16 protein-coding genes and 1 riboswitch are annotated in these 17267 nt (G+C 66.3%); of the genes, 12 read left to right on the top strand and 4 right to left on the bottom strand.

Annotated elements, in window-relative coordinates:
- Window positions 1-51 precede the first annotated feature (51 nt).
- The 9 genes from LX13_RS06345 (at window position 52) to LX13_RS06305 (ending at window position 7821) form a co-directional block, all read left to right on the top strand.
- The gene (locus LX13_RS06345; protein WP_253660416.1) at window positions 52-1557 is read left to right on the top strand and encodes a multicopper oxidase family protein; all 1506 of its coding nucleotides are present in this window, start codon (window positions 52-54) and stop codon (window positions 1555-1557) included.
- 18 nt (window positions 1558-1575) lie between these two features.
- On the top strand, window positions 1576-2733 hold the full coding sequence (locus LX13_RS06340; RefSeq protein ID WP_253660415.1) for a permease: 1158 nt from the start codon (window positions 1576-1578) through the stop codon (window positions 2731-2733).
- Between the two features lie 355 nt (window positions 2734-3088).
- Window positions 3089-4054 (top strand): DUF302 domain-containing protein, encoded by a 966-nt coding sequence (locus LX13_RS06335; protein ID WP_188486279.1) that lies wholly within the window; start codon window positions 3089-3091, stop codon window positions 4052-4054.
- A gap of 159 nt (window positions 4055-4213) precedes the next feature.
- Window positions 4214-5389, top strand: coding sequence for a TDT family transporter (locus tag LX13_RS06330; protein WP_253660414.1), 1176 nt, complete (start codon window positions 4214-4216; stop codon window positions 5387-5389).
- A gap of 3 nt (window positions 5390-5392) precedes the next feature.
- Window positions 5393-5749: a hypothetical protein gene (locus LX13_RS06325; protein ID WP_253660413.1), complete on the top strand. Its 357-nt coding sequence runs from the start codon at window positions 5393-5395 to the stop codon at window positions 5747-5749.
- A 3-nt stretch (window positions 5750-5752) separates the two neighbouring features.
- Window positions 5753-5824: riboswitch (Fluoride riboswitch) on the top strand.
- A 17-nt stretch (window positions 5825-5841) separates the two neighbouring features.
- On the top strand, window positions 5842-6336 hold the full coding sequence (locus LX13_RS06320) for a fluoride efflux transporter FluC (protein WP_188486273.1): 495 nt from the start codon (window positions 5842-5844) through the stop codon (window positions 6334-6336).
- Window positions 6333-6701 (top strand): fluoride efflux transporter CrcB, encoded by a 369-nt coding sequence (crcB, locus tag LX13_RS06315; protein WP_188486271.1) that lies wholly within the window; start codon window positions 6333-6335, stop codon window positions 6699-6701. The genes LX13_RS06320 and crcB overlap by 4 nt, the downstream gene beginning before the upstream one ends.
- Window positions 6702-6745: 44 nt before the next feature.
- A complete protein-coding gene (locus LX13_RS06310) occupies window positions 6746-7264 on the top strand; it encodes a universal stress protein (protein WP_229704811.1) in 519 nt (172 codons plus the stop codon).
- Window positions 7261-7821 carry a histidine phosphatase family protein gene (locus LX13_RS06305; protein WP_253660412.1) on the top strand — a complete coding sequence of 187 codons (561 nt, stop codon included), beginning with the start codon at window positions 7261-7263 and terminating at the stop codon, window positions 7819-7821. Before LX13_RS06310 ends, LX13_RS06305 begins: the two co-directional genes overlap by 4 nt.
- Here LX13_RS06305 and LX13_RS06300 read toward each other — a convergent pair.
- The 4 genes from LX13_RS06300 to sftH all read right to left on the bottom strand — a co-directional run bounded on the left by LX13_RS06300 (window position 7818) and on the right by sftH (window position 12748).
- On the bottom strand, window positions 7818-8543 hold the full coding sequence (locus LX13_RS06300; protein WP_253660411.1) for a 2,3-bisphosphoglycerate-dependent phosphoglycerate mutase: 726 nt from the start codon (window positions 8541-8543) through the stop codon (window positions 7818-7820). The genes LX13_RS06305 and LX13_RS06300 overlap by 4 nt on opposite strands.
- On the bottom strand, window positions 8540-9817 hold the full coding sequence (gene eno / locus LX13_RS06295; RefSeq protein ID WP_253660410.1) for a phosphopyruvate hydratase: 1278 nt from the start codon (window positions 9815-9817) through the stop codon (window positions 8540-8542). Before eno ends, LX13_RS06300 begins: the two co-directional genes overlap by 4 nt.
- A gap of 11 nt (window positions 9818-9828) precedes the next feature.
- Window positions 9829-10275, bottom strand: coding sequence for a DUF5313 family protein (locus tag LX13_RS06290; RefSeq protein WP_253660409.1), 447 nt, complete (start codon window positions 10273-10275; stop codon window positions 9829-9831).
- Between the two features lie 154 nt (window positions 10276-10429).
- The gene (sftH, locus tag LX13_RS06285) at window positions 10430-12748 is read right to left on the bottom strand and encodes a DEAD/DEAH box helicase (protein ID WP_253660408.1); all 2319 of its coding nucleotides are present in this window, start codon (window positions 12746-12748) and stop codon (window positions 10430-10432) included.
- Window positions 12749-13054: 306 nt separating this feature from the next.
- Here sftH and LX13_RS06280 point away from each other — a divergent pair, with 306 nt between their 5' ends.
- The 3 genes from LX13_RS06280 (at window position 13055) to topA (ending at window position 17255) form a co-directional block, all read left to right on the top strand.
- Window positions 13055-13258, top strand: a complete 204-nt coding sequence (locus tag LX13_RS06280) for a cold-shock protein (protein ID WP_045821523.1) — start codon at window positions 13055-13057, stop codon at window positions 13256-13258.
- Window positions 13259-13350: 92 nt separating this feature from the next.
- On the top strand, window positions 13351-13929 hold the full coding sequence (locus LX13_RS06275) for a hypothetical protein (protein ID WP_188486258.1): 579 nt from the start codon (window positions 13351-13353) through the stop codon (window positions 13927-13929).
- A gap of 233 nt (window positions 13930-14162) precedes the next feature.
- Window positions 14163-17255, top strand: a complete 3093-nt coding sequence (gene topA / locus LX13_RS06270; protein WP_253660407.1) for a type I DNA topoisomerase — start codon at window positions 14163-14165, stop codon at window positions 17253-17255.
- The last annotated feature ends 12 nt before the right edge of the window (window positions 17256-17267 follow it).

The following is a 17267-nucleotide window of genomic DNA, read 5'->3' as shown; positions in this document are numbered from 1 at the left end:
CCTGCGCTGCGACATCAGCCGCTGCGCGCACTCATCATCTGGAGAGACTTCATGAACACCTCGAACATCACCACGCGTCCGGTCAGTCGGCGAACCTTTCTGGGAGCTGCGGCCATGGGCCTCACCGCCGCCGCCGCCGCGTGCGGCACGCGTGCGGTCAGTCCGGTCGACGCACACCGGGTCAACAAGAGTGCGATCGATGCCGCCGAGGCCCGACGACCGCACACCGGACGGACGGTCTCGTACACCCTCGATCCGCGGCGAACCGACATCGATCTCGGCGGCCCGGTTGTGAACACCTACGCATACGGCGACACCATTCCGGGCTCGGTCATCCGCGCCAACGTCGGCGACGAATTGTCGATCACCACGCGCAACGCACTGACCGACGCGACATCGGTGCACTGGCACGGAATCGCATTGCGCAATGACATGGACGGAGCGGCACCGGCGACTCCGGACATCGCCGCAGGCGACGCCTTCACCTACCGCTTCTCGGTACCGGACTCCGGAACATATTGGGCGCATCCGCACGTCGGATTGCAGAGTGACTTCGGCCTCTACGCTCCGATCATCATCGACGACCCTCGTGAGCCGCACGATCACGACAAGGAATGGATCGTGGTTCTCGACGACTGGACCGACGGTGTCGGGAACAGTCCCCGAGACATCCTCACGTCGCTTCAGAAGGGCGGCATGTCCATGGGCGGCATGTCGGGAGGCTCAACGAGTGGGGTCGGCACGAGCGCTCTCCTCGGTGGCGACGCCGGAGACGTCGCCTACCCGCTCTACCTGGTCAACGGGCGAATCGCCAACGCGCCGACGACATTCACTGCTGCGCCGGGACAACGAATTCGTATCCGCATCATCAACGCCGGTGCGGACACCGCCTTCCGTGTCGCACTGGGTGGGCACCGGATGACCGTGACCCACACCGACGGTTTCCCGGTGACACCGACTGACGTCGACGCGCTCCTGATCGGGATGTCCGAACGCTACGACGTGCTCGTCACGGTGAAAGACGGGGTATTCCCTCTGGTGGCGTCTCCAGAGGGGAAGACCGGCACCGCTCGCGCGCTGCTGCGCACCGGCGCGGGGGCCACACCCGCGGTGAACGTTCGTCCTGCCGAGTTGGACGGATTCGTCGGTACCGTCGACACCTTCGTCGCCACCGACGACGTCACATTGCCCACCGGCCGCGAGGACGCCGCACTGCAAGCGATACTCGCGGGCACCATGAGCAAGTACCAGTGGACCATCAACGGGCGGGTCTACGAGCAGATGGAACCCATCATGATCACCCAGGGCCAACGGGCCAGCCTCACTTTCACCAACACCACGACGATGTGGCACCCGATGCATCTGCACGGCCACACATTTCAGGTTCGACGACCCGACGGCACCCCTGGCCCGCGCAAGGACACCGTAGCCGTACGTCCGGGCGAACGCGTCGTCGTCGATCTCGTCGCCGACAACCCTGGACAGTGGATGCTGCACTGCCACAATGCTTATCACCAGGACGCCGGAATGATGACCCGCCTTGACTACCGAATCTGACCACGAACAGGATCTGATATGAACGCCATAGAACATGCTCTACGCCTGACCGGCTCGATGACCTGGGAGATCCTCTGGGCGCTGGTTCTGGGATTCCTCCTCTCGGCCGTCGTGCAGGCGGTCGTCCGCCGCGGAACCATGGTGCGGCTCCTCGGCGACGACAGCCCTCGATCCCTCGCCACCGCGACCGGTTTCGGCATCGCATCGTCGTCCTGTTCGTACGCAGCGGTGGCACTTGCGCGCTCACTCTTCCGCAAGGGGGCGAATTTCACCGCCGCCATGACCTTTCAGATCGCGTCGACCAACATGGTGATCGAGCTCGGGGTGATCCTGCTCCTGTTGATGGGGTGGCAATTCACGGCGGCCGAATTCATCGGCGGGCCGGTGATCATCGTCATCGTCGCATTGCTGTTCCGCAGGCTCCTGACGACGAAGCTGATCCGAGATGCGGCGGAGCAGGCCGACAAGGGCCTGTCCGGCTCGATGGAAGGCCATGCGGCCATGGACATGTCGGTACGGCGCAAGGGCGGGTTCCTACGCCGGTTGGCGTCGCGCGAGGCCGCGACCTCGGTCAGTCACGTGTTCGTGATGGAATGGGCGGCCATCTGGAAAGACCTGGTGATCGGACTCCTCATCGCCGGCGCAGTCGGAGCCTGGGTCCCCGACAGCTTCTGGCAGGGATTGTTCCTGGAAGGACACCCCGTGCTCGCAGCGATCTGGGGACCCTTGATCGGTCCCATCGTCGCGGTGATCAGCTTTGTCTGCTCGGTCGGCAATGTGCCACTCGCCGTGGTTCTGTGGACGGGTGGGATCAGCTTCGGTGGGGTGATCGCGTTCGTCTTCGCCGATTTGCTGATCCTGCCCATCCTCAACATCTATCGGAAGTACTACGGCTGGCGCATGACCATGATGATCGCGGGGACCTTCTACGTCGCCATGGTCGTCGCGGGATACGTGGTCGAACTCCTCTTCACGCCGACGGGACTGGCGCCGAGTCGTGCCGACGCCCATCTCCCCGACGCCGGGATCAGTTGGAACTACACCACATGGCTGAACATCGTCGCCGTCATCCTCGCCGTCGGCCTCGTCGTGAGATTCTTCCGCAGTGGCGGGCGTGGGATGTTGTCGATGATGGGCGGCGCTCCGAGTATGGAAGGCTCCCAGCATGGCCATTGATCCCCGCGGTGTCGGCCTGAAGCGCTTTCTCGCCGAGGATCCCGGGGGTCCCGTCGTGATGCTCAACCTCTGGCGCTTCGCCGAGGGTGGCCGCGACGACTACCGGTTATTTCGCTACGCACCAAGGCGTTGGTGGAAGCAGTTCTTTAGGCGACGACCCCACGGAACCCTCTCTGACACAGACTGATCAGGTTGGCCGTCTCTCGCGTGCGACAACGCCAATTTGTGAGGTCACAAGCAGCTGCCCGTAGCTGAGGGGTCTGTCGTCACCTGACACTGACCGTCAGGCCATCGACTCGATGGCTCCCACCTGACGTCAGGAACACCCTTCATGAAATCCGGTCCTCTGCGCGCTATGACCGCAACGGTCGCCACCGCGTCCATTGTTCTTCTCGCCGCCTGCTCGACCTCATCGACGAACACGGCCACGTCGTCGACGGCGGCGACATCCGCGTCGACATCGGCCAACACCACCGCGCGCGACGCGGCCCCCCAGGAATCGGGACTCATCGTCTACGTCAGCAGACATTCCTTCAGTGACACGGTCAGCGCGCTGCGGCAGCGCATCTCAGACAAGGGAACCGTCACCGCCACGGTCGACTTCGCAGCGTTGGCGAGCAAGATCGGCAAGCAACTGCGGCCGACGACAGTCGTGATCGGAGGAAATCCAAGCGCGGTCGCCCCGGTGGTGGCGGCCGATCAACGGACGGCGATCGATCTGCCGCAGAAGTACCTCGTCTGGCAGGCAGCGGGTGGCACGGTGTTCGTCGCCTACAATTCGGCCGATTACATCGCGCAACGCGCCGGGCTGGCGGTCAGCTCGGGACAACTCGACGCACTGCGGACCGGATCGGCGGCCATCACCTCCGCGGCAACGGGCTCGACATCGGCCGCGGCGGGCGGCAGCGTCACATCGACGTCGGTTCCGTATCTGGTCGAGAAGGTAAGCAACGCGTCGGTCACGGAGTCGATCGCGCGATACGCCGCCGCGTTCACAGCCAAGCAACTGCCCACGGTTGCCACCGTGGATCTCGCAGCGGCGGGGCAGAGCGTGGGGGTCGCGCTGCGGCCCACGATGACGATCCTCGTCGGAAATCCCACTGTGTCGACCGCGCTGCTGTCGCAGCAGCAGACCATGGGGATCGATCTCCCCGTCCGCTACTCGGCCTGGCAGGACGCCGACGGCGTGGTCCATGTCGCGCACCCGGACTACCGCGGCCTGGCCGCTCGTCACTCCATACCGTCGACGAGCCCCGTGCTCGCCATGGTCGACACCGCCACGTCGACCTTCACGAGTGCGGCAGCCGGAACGGGAAACTGACTGCACCGCCTCCCGTCACGAGTTCCCATCGACCAGTGCAGAAGCGCCCGGACGCTTCTGCACTGGTCGATTTACGCGCGTGTGGACACAAATGCAGTTTGTGGCCCCACAAGTCAGCACTCTCTGGTGTCGCACGTTCCATCCGCCGAGAATCGATGTATGTCCACCACCGTGAACCTCACCTCGTCAACCGTCGCGCGCCCGGCGGACCGGTCGGAGTCGCATCGTCGCGCTCCGGTCGTGTTCGGGCACCTGGGTCGCCCCGGCCAGATGCTCGAGCACATCACCCCCAACTGGTACGCCTCGGTGATGGGAACAGGCATCGTCGCGAACGCGGCCGCCACCCTGCCCCTGCAGTTCACTGGCCTGCACACCTTCGCGACCGTGGTGTGGCTCATCGCGTCGACCGCGTTGGTCGCGCTGACAGTCGCCTTCGCTGCGCACTGGACGCTGCACCGCGGTCACGCCCGTGCCCACGCCGCACACCCGGTGATGTCGCAGTTCTACGGTGCACCGCCGATGGCGATGCTCACCGTGGGCGCCGGCGCGATCACGTTGGGACCTGCGCTCATCGGCTCGAGCGCCGCGGTGTGGATCGACGCAGTCCTGTGGACCGCGGGAACACTGACCGGTCTGGCCACCAGTCTGTGGATTCCGTACCGGATGATCACCGCTCACGATCACGACACCGCCATGGCGTTACCCGCGTGGTTGATGCCCATCGTGCCTCCGATGGTGTCTGCGTCGACCGGCGCACTGTTGCTCGATCACGTCGCGGCCGGGCAGTCGCGGCTCGCGCTCATCGCCGCCTGCTATGCCATGTTCGGACTGAGCCTGTTCCTCGGGATGATCACCATGACGATGATCTACTCGCGCCTGGTCCACGGCGGCATGCCCGCCGTGCAGGCCGCACCCACTGTGTGGATCACCCTGGGCATGATCGGCCAGTCCATCACCGCCACGAACCTGCTCGGCACCCACGCCGCGACGGTGTTCGTCGGCAAGCAGGCCGTCATCGCGACCGGACTCCACATCTTCGGCATCGCATACGGCTTCGCGATGGGCGGATTCGGCATCCTGATGTTCGCCCTCGCCACCATGCTGACCATCCACGCCGCACGGCGCGGGCTGAGCTTCTCACTCACCTGGTGGAGCTTCACCTTCCCGGTGGGAACCTGTGTCACCGGTGCCACCGCACTGGGCACCGCAGCCGGCATCTCGGTCATCCACGCGATGGCCGTCGGCCTCTACGTCGTGCTGCTGACCGCCTGGGCCACGGTCGCCACCCACACCCTTCGCGGCACCATCAGCGGCAAGGTCTTCCTCCCCGCCTGATCGGTGAGCAGCGACGAGAACACCGATTTCTCTTCCAAGGAGATGACGATGAACGACATTCAACGACGACTGCGCCGCGAACGGCGAACCACACCGGCCATGTGGGCTGCGGCGACGATGGTGATGGCAGGCACAGCAACCGGCGGCGTGACCCTCGTGGCGCTTGCCGGCGGCGAAGTCATCTTCTGGATCGTGATGGCGGTGATCACCCTTGTGCTGTTCGGCTCGGCGTACGCGCTCCTGAGGATGGATCTGAGCGTGTCCCGCGATCCGGCGCTGCGTCGTGATGTCGTTCGCGCGCGACGAGCGAAGTACCTCAGTGCTTACGGCCCGATTCGCCGATCGACCCGCACACGCTAGGCTGACGAACACGGTGATGGATCCCGCCGGAGCATCTGCTCGAACCGCCACACGGCTGATGGTTCCTACCCATGTCGATGATGGGTGGGCGCATGCGTTCCGGTGACAGGCGACGAGACCTCGACAAGCTGCCGATCGACCCCGACTCCGGCGGTCGCGCGGGAGTCCCGTTCCACTTGCATCCGGAAGCGCTCGGCCTGGTTCTACTCGGGGGAGCAGCGGGAACAGCGGCACGGTACGGCATCGAACTCTTGCTGCCCCACGATGGCACCGGGTGGCCGACCGGCACATTCGTGATCAACCTCGCCGGAGCGGCCGTTCTGGGCGGGCTCCTCGAGGCGCTCGCCCGTCTGGGTCCCGACTCTGGATGGCGCCGCCGAACCAGGGTGCTCGTGGGCACCGGCGTATGCGGCGCATTCACCACTTACAGCACCCTGGCTCTCGAGGCGTCACTCCTCGTCCGCGATGGTGCAGCGGGATTGGCAGCCGGATATGCCGCGGCGAGTGTGGTCGGTGGCATCATCGCCGCTTGGGTCGGCATCACCGCAGCCGCGTCTCTGCGACGTACAGCGGATGGCGACCGATGACACTGATGCTGACGATCATCGCAGGGGCGATCGGCGCGGTGTGCCGGTTCGTGGTCGATGCAGAGGTCAAATCCCGATGGAAGAGCACTGTCCCGTGGGCGACCATCGCGATCAACGTCTCGGGTTCCTTTTTCCTCGGGGGTCTGGCCGGCGCAGCGCTCTTCCACGGTGCAGCACCCGGGTGGCAAACGGTCCTCGGGACGGGATTCTGCGGCGGTTACACCACTTTCAGCACAGCGAGCTTCGAAAGCGTCCGACTCATCCAGCAGCGGGCGCATCTTGCTGCGGCCGTCAACATCCTCGGCACACTCGGAGCGTCGGTTGCCGCATGCGCTCTGGGACTCCTCCTGACCTCCGCACTCTGAACTGTCAACTACGCCACATCCCACTACAACGGCAGGACCATCTCATGGACAACGATCCCGAACTCGACATCGAACGTCATCGCACCATGTCGAGCACAACGGACGCTCGCGCCGCAACCACCTCACTCGTCGTCGGGTGGGATCACGAATCGGCGAGCGGGTCAGCGCTCACCTTCGCGGTCGATCTCGCGCGGCGCCTCGCCGCCCACCTACACGTCGTTCACATCGTCGACATCGACGACCTGCCGGTCGACCCGGATTCGGCGGACTGGGAGGACGAGATCCGACGCACCCTCGATTCTCAAGCCCACGACGCGGTAGCGGCACTCCGCGACGTCGACGCCGGCTGGACGTATCACTGCGCGCACGGAGACCCCGCGCGTCTTCTCCTCTCCGTCGCCCACGACAACGACTCCCTGATGGTTGTCGTCGGATCACCGCACAGCGGTCTACGGTCCTTCCTCGAATCTCTCGGCGAACCGTCGGTGGCACACGGATTGATCGGACGACACGACATGCCGATACTCGTCGTACCGCGCGACACCGACGAGGCCCACCGATGAGCCGGATCATTCTCGTCCGGCACGGTCGCACCGTGCTCAATGCCGAGGACCGGCTTCGAGGTCTCGCCGATCCCGAACTCGACAGCATCGGTATCGATCAGGCGAAGGCGGTGGCAGCCGACATCGCTCGCCTGAACCCTCACGTGGTGTGGTCGAGTCCGCTGGAGCGAGCGGTGCGCACAGCGACGATCATCGCCGACGCCGCCGCCATCGCCCATCACGTCGACGCTCGGCTCAACGATCGTGATTACGGCGAATGGACCGGTGAGCTGCGCACTGAGGTGATCAGACTGTTCGGACGCGTTGATGCCGCCCCTGGAGTCGAGCCGCAATCCGATGTGTTCGAGCGCGTCTGGCCCGCCGTCGTCGACGCAGCGCAGACCGCGACCAGCGGACCGGTGGTCCTCGTCAGTCATGACGCGGTGTTACGACCCATCCTCGAGTCGATCATCGGAGGCACGATCGACGAGACCATCGCCCCCGGGTCATGCCACCTCATCTCCGAGGATGGCAATCGGTGGTCGGTGCAAGCGATGAATTGGAAGGTCGATTCCTAGACCTGCTCTGTTGGTGGGGGCTTCATGGTTTCGCCGCCGTGCACGGTGGGCGAGAAGTTGTGGCCGAAGCGATAGAGCAGCGGCTCACCCGTTCCCAGACGGCGCGCCGCCAATTCCGACTGCGACAGATGCTCGATGACCACCAAGAGCGCCCTCAGTGAATTTCCGTGCGCCACGACGAGCACCGTTGCGCCCGCCCCCAGTTCACTCGACAACGTTTCCTGCCAGAATCTGGAGACGCGGAGAACAACGTCACCGAGGGACTCCGTCAGGATCCCGGTCAGCGACAGGCGGCTCGATGGCCACCTCGAATTCCTCAGGCGTGCCAGATCGTTGCCGGACAGCGGTGGTGGGGGCACGATGAGTGAATTTCGCGCTTCGTCGAAGAATTCGGGGCCAACAGCACCTAGAACGTCGCTTTTGTCGCGCCCGGTGAACGCCCCGTAGTGCCGCTCATCCAGCGACCGATGCGCGGTGATGTGCGCGTCGAGTGATCGAGGCAGCGCCTCGCAGATCAGGCGCGCCGACTCTTGCGATCGCGAGAGGGTCGATGTGTGCATGATGTCTGGGATGCAGTCGGTCTCGGCCAAGGTCTGCCCGACACGGGTGGCCTCAGAACGGCCCCGCATCGTCAGCTCGACATCGAGCCACCCGGTGAACACCCTCGCCGCGTTGGTGACGCTCTCACCGTGGCGCACGATCACCAAGCGGCCTTCGGTCACCGATCAACCCGCAGTACGGCGAGACCATAGGGTACGTCGTTCTCCTGCGCTGCGATCTCCAGCAGACGGTTGTACTTCGCGACTCTCTCGCCGCGCGCTGGTGCACCGGATTTGATTTGGCCGCAACCGCTTCCAACGGCCAGATCTGCGATGAAGGAGTCCGGGGTCTCTCCCGACCGGTGGCTGATCATGGCCGCGTACCCGCGCTCACGGCACACTGACAACGCGTCGAGGGTCTCCGACACCGTCCCGATCTGGTTGACCTTGATGAGAGCGGCGTTCGCGAGATCGGCGTCGGCAGCGGCTCGGATCGTCTCTGGGTCGGTCACGAAGATGTCGTCGCCCACCAACTGGACCACGTCACCCAGCTCTCGGGTCAGCAGCTGCCACCCCTCGTCGTCACCTTCGGCGCACCCGTCTTCCAAGGACCACACCGGGAACTCGTCGATGAGACCGCGATAGAACTCAACCAGTGCCGACGGACTCATCTCCTTCCCGTCCAGCGAATACGAGGATCCGTCGAAGAACCCGTTCGCAGCGGGATCGATCGCGAGCGCGACGCCCTCAGAACCGGCGTTCAATCCCGTGTTTCCGATCGCTGCGACGAGCAACTCACAAGCTCGTCGGGGATCGGCGATGTCGGGGGCGAAGCCACCTTCGTCACCCAGTCCGCTCGTCAGACCAACCCGGCGCAGTTCGGACCGCAGTGACGCATACACCTCGGCTCCCCACCGCAACGCCTCGGCGTAACACGGTGCGCCGATGGGAGCGATCATGAACTCCTGAAAATCGAGTGCGTTGGCCGCATGCGCGCCGCCATTGAGCACATTGAAATGCGGAACCGGCAGTCGCAGTGCGGTTCTCGTCAATGATGAGAGATAGCGGTAGAGCGGCTCCCTCCTGTCGTGGGCGAATGCGCGGGCCGCGGCCATCGACACTCCGACGATCGCATTCGCCCCGAGCCGGGATTTGTCCGTCGTGCCGTCCAGCGACCGCAACGCGTCGTCCAGATCGGCGAGGCGTGTCCACGCCTGTGCTGTGACCAGCTCGGCGATCTCGTCGTTCACGTGCTCCACGGCACGCGACACCCCCCTCCCACCGAAGCGATTCGGATCTCCGTCACGCAGCTCCTTCGCTTCGCGCGTGCCCGTGGACGCACCGGCAGGCACACCGGCGACGAATTCGCGGCCACCATCATCGGTCAAGCTCACCCGGATGGTGGGATTCCCCCGTGAATCCAGAACCTGGATGGCCACAACTCTTCTGATCTGCATGGGATCTCCGTTCACATGAAACGAGGCTCGGGCGACCTGGGGGTCGGCTGCAGTCGTGAACCAGACAGATCGGCGGCCCCGCTTCGGTACTCGTGCTCGAAGCTGCGGCGCTGCTGGTCATGACGAGTTGCCTCGTGCGCGGTCAACAGATCTGCGGGTAACCCGTGCGCGAGGAGACGCCCTTCGCGCTGCGGCTTCATGTACGCGACGGTGTAGAAGGTTCCCAGGATGAATCCGAGCGCCAAGGTCGACAGCCGCAAAATCCACGGCCCGGGAAGAAAGAGCGCTGCGACGAAGAACGGCGAGAAGACGAGCTCGTTGCGAAGAATGTGTCTCGCGGCCGCATGTCGCCCGGTGAGATCGTTTCTCACCCAATCGTTGTACTCGACCGGCAGTGTGCGGCCGACGACATAGCCGAGCCATTCGACAAGACCGGGGCGGACCGATTGTGCGCTCATGTTCTCGACTCCATCGTTTGGAGAATGCTCTGTGAACACAGGATGCGCTCACGGCCGGACATCGGGAACAGAGGAGTCGTTGTGGCGCGACAAGCATTAGTTGTATCGAACATGGCGTCGGTCGGGTGTCCGCTGTCGACGATTCGGTGAACGTCTACCCGTGGACCTCACGCAGGATCAGGTCGAGGACTGCGATGGCACCTGCCTTGTCGAGTGGTTCGTTTCCGTTGCCGCACTTGGGTGATTGCACGCACGACGGGCAGCCCGTCTCGCATCGGCAGTCGGTCACCGCGTCGCGTGTGGCGCGGATCCACGTCTCGAACGCGGAGAATCCGCGGGCGGCGAAGCCGGCGCCTCCGGGGTAGCCGTCGTAGACGAACACCGTCGGCAACCCGGTGTCGGGATGCAGGTTGGTCGACAGGCCGCCGATGTCCCAGCGGTCGCACGTCGCGATCAGCGGTAGTAGACCGATGGCCGCGTGTTCGGCCGCGTGCAGCGCGCCGGGGAACCGGCTCACCGACACCCCGACGGCCTCGAGCGCCTCCGGGGTGATCGTGTACATCACCGACCGGGTGCTCAGAGTCTGTGCGGGCATGTCCAACTCGACGACGTCGAGCACCTCACCGGACAGCAGCGTCCGCATGTATCCGATGACCTGGTGGGTCACGTCGACATCGACCAGCGCGACCGTCAGTGCGGCGTGACGCCGTTCGTCGGTCGTCGCGGTGATGTCCATCGCCGTCGACTGTCGCGCCGAGGTCGTCCAGTCGGGGTCCTCGGGGTGCGTGAGCGCGAGCCCGTTGTCGAGGTCGAGCTCGTCGACGACGTAGGAGCGCCCCTGGTGCAGATGGACCGCGCCCGCGTGCACGGTCGACATGGCCCGACCGGTGTCGACGGTGCCGAGCAGTTGCGACGTCGTGGCGTCGACGATCATCACCTGACCGCCGATGCCACCGCGGATGTCGATGTCGCCGTGCGGGTCCAGGCCCGCCGCGACGTACCAGCCGGCGAGCCGGCGCCGCAGCAGCCCCTGGGTGGTCAGGTCGTCGACGAGCGCCTGCGCGTCGAACGCCTCGACATCGGCCTCGGTCAGCGGCAGCTCCGCCGCGGCGCACAGCAGATGCGGCCCGAGGACGTACGGGTTGGTGGGGTCGGTGACGCTGACCTCGACCGGCCGCGACAGCAACGCCTCGGGATGGTGCACGAGATAGGTGTCGAGGGGGTCGTCACGCGCGATCATCACCACCAACGACCCGGCGCCGCGACGGCCCGCCCGCCCCGCCTGTTGCCAGAACGACGCGACGGTGCCCGGGTATCCGGCGACGATCACGGCGTCGAGCCCGGCGATGTCGACCCCGAGTTCGAGGGCGTTGGTCGTTGCCACCCCGAGCAACTCACCGTCGGACAGGGCCGCCTCGAGCCTGCGTCGATCGTCGGCCAGATATCCGGCGCGGTAGGCCGCGACCCGGTCGACGAGGTCGGGGTCCACCGCGGCGAGGATCTGCCGGGTGGAGCGGGCGGCGACCTCGGCGCCGACACGACTGCGCACGAAGCACAGCGTCCGCGCGCCCTCGATGACGAGGTCGGCCATGATGCGCGCGGCCTCGGTGCCTGCGGCACGGCGCACCGGCGCCCCCTGCTCGCCGGTGACGCCGGGGGTGAAGCCCGGCTCCCACAGCGCCACGGTGCGTTCGCCGTGCGGGGACCCGTCGGCGGTGATGGCGGTGCAGGGCCGACCGATCAGACGCTCGAGTGCCAGGCCGGGTTCGCCGGCGGTGGCACTGGCGGCGATGACGGTCGGGTCTGCCCCGCCCGCTCGGGCCACCCGCAGCGCGCGCTGGACGACCAGCGCGGTGTGGGAACCGAAAACCCCGCGATAGTGGTGACATTCGTCGATGACGATGTAGCGCAGATGGCGGAAGAAGTGTCGCCACCGGGCGGGTGAACTGAGGATCCCGAGGTGGAGCATGTCGGGGTTGGTGAAGATCCACCGCGAGTGTTCCCGCGCCCACTGTCGGATCTCCGGCTCGGTGTCGCCGTCGTATGCGCAGGGCGCGATATGGGAGAACTCGCGTCGCCCGGCCAGCAGCGACACCAACGACCGGATCTGGTCGGCGCCCAATGCCTTTGTGGGAGAAAGGTACAGCGCGGTGGCGTGGTTGTCGGCGGTGAGCTCGCTGAGGATCGGCAACTGGTAGGCGAGGGACTTGCCCGACGCCGTGCCCGTCGCGACGACGACGTGCCGACCGGCGTGCGCCTCCTGCGCGGCGGCCACCTGATGGGTCCACGGTCGGCGCACCCCGGCCTCGGTGAAGGCGTCGACGACACCCGCAGGCGCCCAGTCCGGCCATTCGCCGAACTGTGCTGTCTGAGAACCGATCACGGTCTGATATGTGACAGGTGACAACGACGGCTCGACACCCGCCAGCGAGCGCGCCAACAGCTGCTCGCCGTAGGACTCTTCGGGCGTCATCGTCGGTCCTTCATCTGCGTTCTGGCATTACCGCTTCGTGTCGATTCGTTGAAATCTGACGGTGTTTTGTTCAGTTTGACTTCTCGACTATCGGAAGGATCGCGAACATGATTGACTGTCGTTGGTCGCAGCTTTCGGGGAGCTTTCCTTCATCGATCGTCCCTCCGAAAACGTGTTGCGAGCGTGGTACTGAAGGTTAGTGCGCGGCTGGTCCGCAAACGTCGCCAGTCGGTATGGCGGTCGGAACGGGCCCGGCGCGGTGACACACCGTGTCGCTTCCGGTGAGTATGTAAAGGATTCAAGCTGATGGCACAGGGAACTGTGAAGTGGTTCAACGCGGAAAAGGGCTTCGGCTTCATCGCGCCCGATGATGGACCGGACGACGTGTTTGTCCACTACTCCGAGATCCAGGGATCCGGTTTCCGCACTCTGGAAGAGAACCAGCGGGTGGAGTTCGAGGTGGGACAGGGCACGAAGGGCCCGCAGGCCACCGGCGTCCGCGCCGTCTGATCTGCTCTTCCTCACGATTGCACGACAGCGCCCCCGGCCCCGCAGCAGCGGATCGCCGGGGGCGTTGTTCATGCCCGGAGTAAGCTGCCCCCGTGGGTCAACTGTCCTTTTTCTCCGCGGAGACCGACGAGCCCTCACTCGAGGATCTGTCGGGACTCTTTGCGGCCCACGGACAGTCGATGATCTCCCCCGCGGGTAGCCGTGTGTCCATCGTCGTCGACGCGCAGTGGCGTGCCGATGCCCTCGTCGCCGAGATCGATCGATGCGGCGTCCGCGCCCACGTCGCGACGTCCGACGAGGGGTCGGCGATGGCGCGCACCGAGACCTCCAAGCTCCTCGACACCCTCAACCGGACCTGGCTCAAGGGCGCGATCAAGACCATGCCCGCCGACTGGGTCCCGTCGAATCGTGCGATGCGTCTGTGGACGATCGCGGCCGGTCGGCCCGACGAGGACCGCTACCTGCTCGGCCTCGACCCGCACGCCCCCGAGACCCACTCACCGTTGGCCACCGCGCTCATGCGGGCGGGCATCGCCCCCACCCTGGTGGGCACCCGTGGCAGCAGTCCGGCGCTCCGGATCGCCGGTCGACGCCGGATGTCGCGGTTGGTCGAGAACATCGGCGCACCGCCCGACGACCTCGACGCCGTCGCATTCTGGCCGACACTGTGACGCAGTCTGTCCACGACACGGCCGATCGGCCCCCTGAGCTGGGCATTCATCCCGCCTCATAGTGGCGTCGGGACCCGCGCCGCGCGGTCATCGACCCCGGTCGGTCACACAGCGTTATGCCAAGAGGCTGTTATATGGGGTAGAACAGGCCGGAGTACTGCGAACGTGGCAGCAGCTGCGGACGACCACAGAGGCCTTATATATGGGGCCGAGGAAAGGTGCAGGCACAGACAGTGGCTGATAGCGACACTGCGTCCCCCACATCGGGCGAGAACGTGCGCCGGCTGGTGATCGTCGAGTCACCGACCAAGGCTCGCAAGATCGCCGGATACCTGGGGTCGAACTATGTCGTGGAGTCCTCGCGCGGCCACATCCGTGACCTCCCGCGCGGCGCTGCCGATGTCCCCGCCAAGTACAAGGGACAGGCCTGGGCCCGACTCGGCGTCAACGTCGACGAGAACTTCGAGCCCCTCTACGTCGTCTCCCCGGACAAGAAGTCGACCGTCACCGAGCTCAAGTCGCTGCTGAAGGGCGTCGACGAGCTCTACCTCGCGACGGACGGTGACCGTGAGGGTGAGGCCATCGCCTGGCATCTCCTCGAGACGCTGCGACCCACCGTGCCCGTCAAGCGCATGGTGTTCCACGAGATCACCCAGTCGGCCATCCAGGCCGCCGCCGCCAGCCCCCGCGATCTCGACGTCGACCTGGTCGACGCGCAGGAGACCCGTCGCATCCTCGACCGCCTGTACGGCTACGAGGTGTCGCCGGTCCTGTGGAAGAAGGTCATGCCGAAGCTGTCGGCGGGCCGCGTGCAGTCGGTGGCCACCCGCATCATCGTCGAGCGCGAACGTGAGCGCATGGCGTTCGTGTCCGCGTCGTACTGGGACATCGAGGCCACCCTCGACGCCGGCGAGGACGTCACGCCGCGCCGTTTCAAGGCCAAGCTCGTCAACGTCGACTCCGACCGTGTCGCCTCGGGCCGTGACTTCGACGCCACCGGCTCGATGAAGAAGACCGACGGCATCGTCGTGCTCGACGAGGCCCGGGCCACGGCTCTGGCCGCCGGCCTGCAGGGCGCCGACCTGACCGTCGCCTCGGTCGAGGAGAAGCCGTACACCCGCAAGCCCTACGCACCGTTCATGACGTCGACGCTGCAGCAGGAGGCCGGCCGCAAGCTGCGCTTCACCTCGGACCGGACGATGCGTATCGCGCAGCGGCTGTACGAGAACGGCTACATCACCTACATGCGTACCGACTCCACGACGCTGTCGGAGTCGGCGATCACGGCGGCACGTAACCAGGCCCGCGACCTCTACGGCGCCGACTTCGTGCACCCGACCCCGCGGCAGTACACCCGCAAGGTCAAGAACGCCCAGGAGGCACACGAGGCGATCCGCCCGGCCGGCGAGAGCTTCCGCACCCCCGGCCAGGTCGCATCCGCGCTGCAGTCCGACGAGTTCCGTCTGTACGAGCTGATCTGGCAGCGCACCGTCGCCTCGCAGATGGCCGACGCCCGCGGCACCACGATGAGCCTGCGGATCTCCGGCGCCGCGCGCTCGGGTGAGGTGTGCACGTTCGCCGCCTCCGGTCGCACCATCACGTTCCCCGGCTTCCTGTCCGCCTACGTCGAGACCGTCGACGAGCAGGCGGGCGGCCAGGCCGACAACGACGAGATCCGGCTGCCCACCCTGGTGGAGGGTCAGCGTCTGACCGCCGCCGATCTCGACGCGGCCGGCCACACCACCAACCCGCCGGCCCGCTTCACCGAGGCGTCGCTGGTGAAGATCCTCGAGGAGTTGGGGATCGGGCGCCCGTCGACCTACGCGTCGATCATCGGCACCATCCAGGACCGCGGCTACGTCCACAAGAAGGGCAGCGCACTGGTCCCGTCGTGGGTCGCGTTCGCCGTGGTCGGCCTGCTCGAGGCCTACTTCGGCAGCCTGGTGGACTACGACTTCACGGCATCGCTCGAGGACGACCTCGACCAGATCGCCTCGGGTCGGGAGAACCGCACCCACTGGCTGTCACGCTTCTACTTCGGCGACGGCGCCGACGGCGCGACGCCGCTCCCGGACGGGGGCAGCCCCAGTGACGGCGACGCCGCCGGGCAGGGCAGCGACATCGCCGCGCACGGCGGGCTCAAGAAGCTCGTCGGCGTGAACCTCGAGGAAATCGACGCCCGGTCGGTCAACTCGATCAAGCTGTTCGACGACGCGGAGGGCCGTCCGGTCTACGTGCGCGTCGGCCGCTTCGGCCCGTACCTCGAGCGCAACGTCGCCGCACCCGACGCCGAACCGGAGTCGCAGCGCGCGAACCTGCCCGACGACATGACCCCCGACGAGCTCACCCTCGAGGTCGCCGAGCACCTGTTCGCCACCCCGCAGGAGGGCCGCACCCTCGGTGTCGACCCGGTCTCCGGGCACGAGATCGTGGCCAAGGAGGGCCGTTTCGGGCCCTACGTCACCGAGATCCTCCCGGACCCCGAGGAGGACGAGCCGAAGGGTGACTCCGACGGCGAGGGCGGGGGATCGGTTCCGGCACTGACGGTTCCGCCCGGTCCGACACCTCTCGACGGTGACGGCGCGGCTGCGTCGTCGTCGGGCAGCGGTGGGACCGCGGTGGCCACGAAGGCCGGCGCGACCACGAAGACCGCGGCCAAGAAGGCGACCAAGAAGACCGCCGCGAAGAAGGCCGGCCCCAAGCCGCGCACGGGTTCGCTGTTCAAGTCGATGGAGATCGCCTCGATCACGCTCGAGGACGCGCTCATGCTGCTGTCGCTGCCGCGGGTCGTCGGCGCCGACCCGGAGAGCGGCGAGGAGATCACCGCGCAGAACGGCCGCTATGGCCCGTATCTGAAGAAGGGCACCGACTCCCGGTCGCTGAGCGCCGAGGACCAGATCTTCGGCATCACGCTCGAGGAGGCGCTGAAGATCTACTCCGAGCCCAAGCGTCGCGGTCGCGCGGCTGCGGCACCGCCGCTGCGTGAGCTCGGCAAGGACTCGGTCAGCGAGCAGCCGATGGTCATCAAGGACGGTCGCTTCGGTCCGTACGTGACCGACGGTGAGACCAACGCCAGCCTGCGCAAGGACGACGAGGTCGCCTCGATCACCGACGAGCGGGCGATGGAGCTCCTCGCCGACCGCCGCGCACGCGGCCCGGTGAAGAAGAAGGCGAAGAAGGCCCCGGCCAAGAAGTCGACCGCAACCAAGACCGCGGCGAAGAAGACGACGGCGAAGAAGACCGCGGCGAAGAAGGCCCCGGCGAAGAAGACGGCGGCCAAGAAGACCGCGGCGAAGAAGGCCCCGGCCAAGAAGACGACGGAGTAGCGAGCTCGGCGG

This window comes from Williamsia maris, assembly GCF_024171815.1.
GTDB classification, from domain to species: domain Bacteria; phylum Actinomycetota; class Actinomycetes; order Mycobacteriales; family Mycobacteriaceae; genus Williamsia_A; species Williamsia_A maris.
The sequence above is the reverse complement of the archived record's forward strand: the minus strand, read 5'-3'. Positions and strand labels throughout refer to the sequence as shown.

Excerpts from the sequence above, each read along its gene's own strand:
- LX13_RS06345 (WP_253660416.1), top strand. The coding sequence starts at position 52 with ATGAACACCTCGAACATCACCACGCGTCCGGTCAGTCGGCGAACCTTT.
- LX13_RS06340 (WP_253660415.1), top strand. The coding sequence starts at position 1,576 with ATGAACGCCATAGAACATGCTCTACGCCTGACCGGCTCGATGACCTGG.
- LX13_RS06335 (WP_188486279.1), top strand. The coding sequence starts at position 3,089 with ATGACCGCAACGGTCGCCACCGCGTCCATTGTTCTTCTCGCCGCCTGC.
- LX13_RS06330 (WP_253660414.1), top strand. The coding sequence starts at position 4,214 with ATGTCCACCACCGTGAACCTCACCTCGTCAACCGTCGCGCGCCCGGCG.
- LX13_RS06320 (WP_188486273.1), top strand. The coding sequence starts at position 5,842 with ATGCGTTCCGGTGACAGGCGACGAGACCTCGACAAGCTGCCGATCGAC.
- crcB (WP_188486271.1), top strand. The coding sequence starts at position 6,333 with ATGACACTGATGCTGACGATCATCGCAGGGGCGATCGGCGCGGTGTGC.
- LX13_RS06310 (WP_229704811.1), top strand. The coding sequence starts at position 6,746 with ATGGACAACGATCCCGAACTCGACATCGAACGTCATCGCACCATGTCG.
- LX13_RS06305 (WP_253660412.1), top strand. The coding sequence starts at position 7,261 with ATGAGCCGGATCATTCTCGTCCGGCACGGTCGCACCGTGCTCAATGCC.
- eno (WP_253660410.1), bottom strand. The coding sequence starts at position 9,817 with ATGCAGATCAGAAGAGTTGTGGCCATCCAGGTTCTGGATTCACGGGGG.
- LX13_RS06290 (WP_253660409.1), bottom strand. The coding sequence starts at position 10,275 with ATGAGCGCACAATCGGTCCGCCCCGGTCTTGTCGAATGGCTCGGCTAT.
- sftH (WP_253660408.1), bottom strand. The coding sequence starts at position 12,748 with ATGACGCCCGAAGAGTCCTACGGCGAGCAGCTGTTGGCGCGCTCGCTG.
- LX13_RS06280 (WP_045821523.1), top strand. The coding sequence starts at position 13,055 with ATGGCACAGGGAACTGTGAAGTGGTTCAACGCGGAAAAGGGCTTCGGC.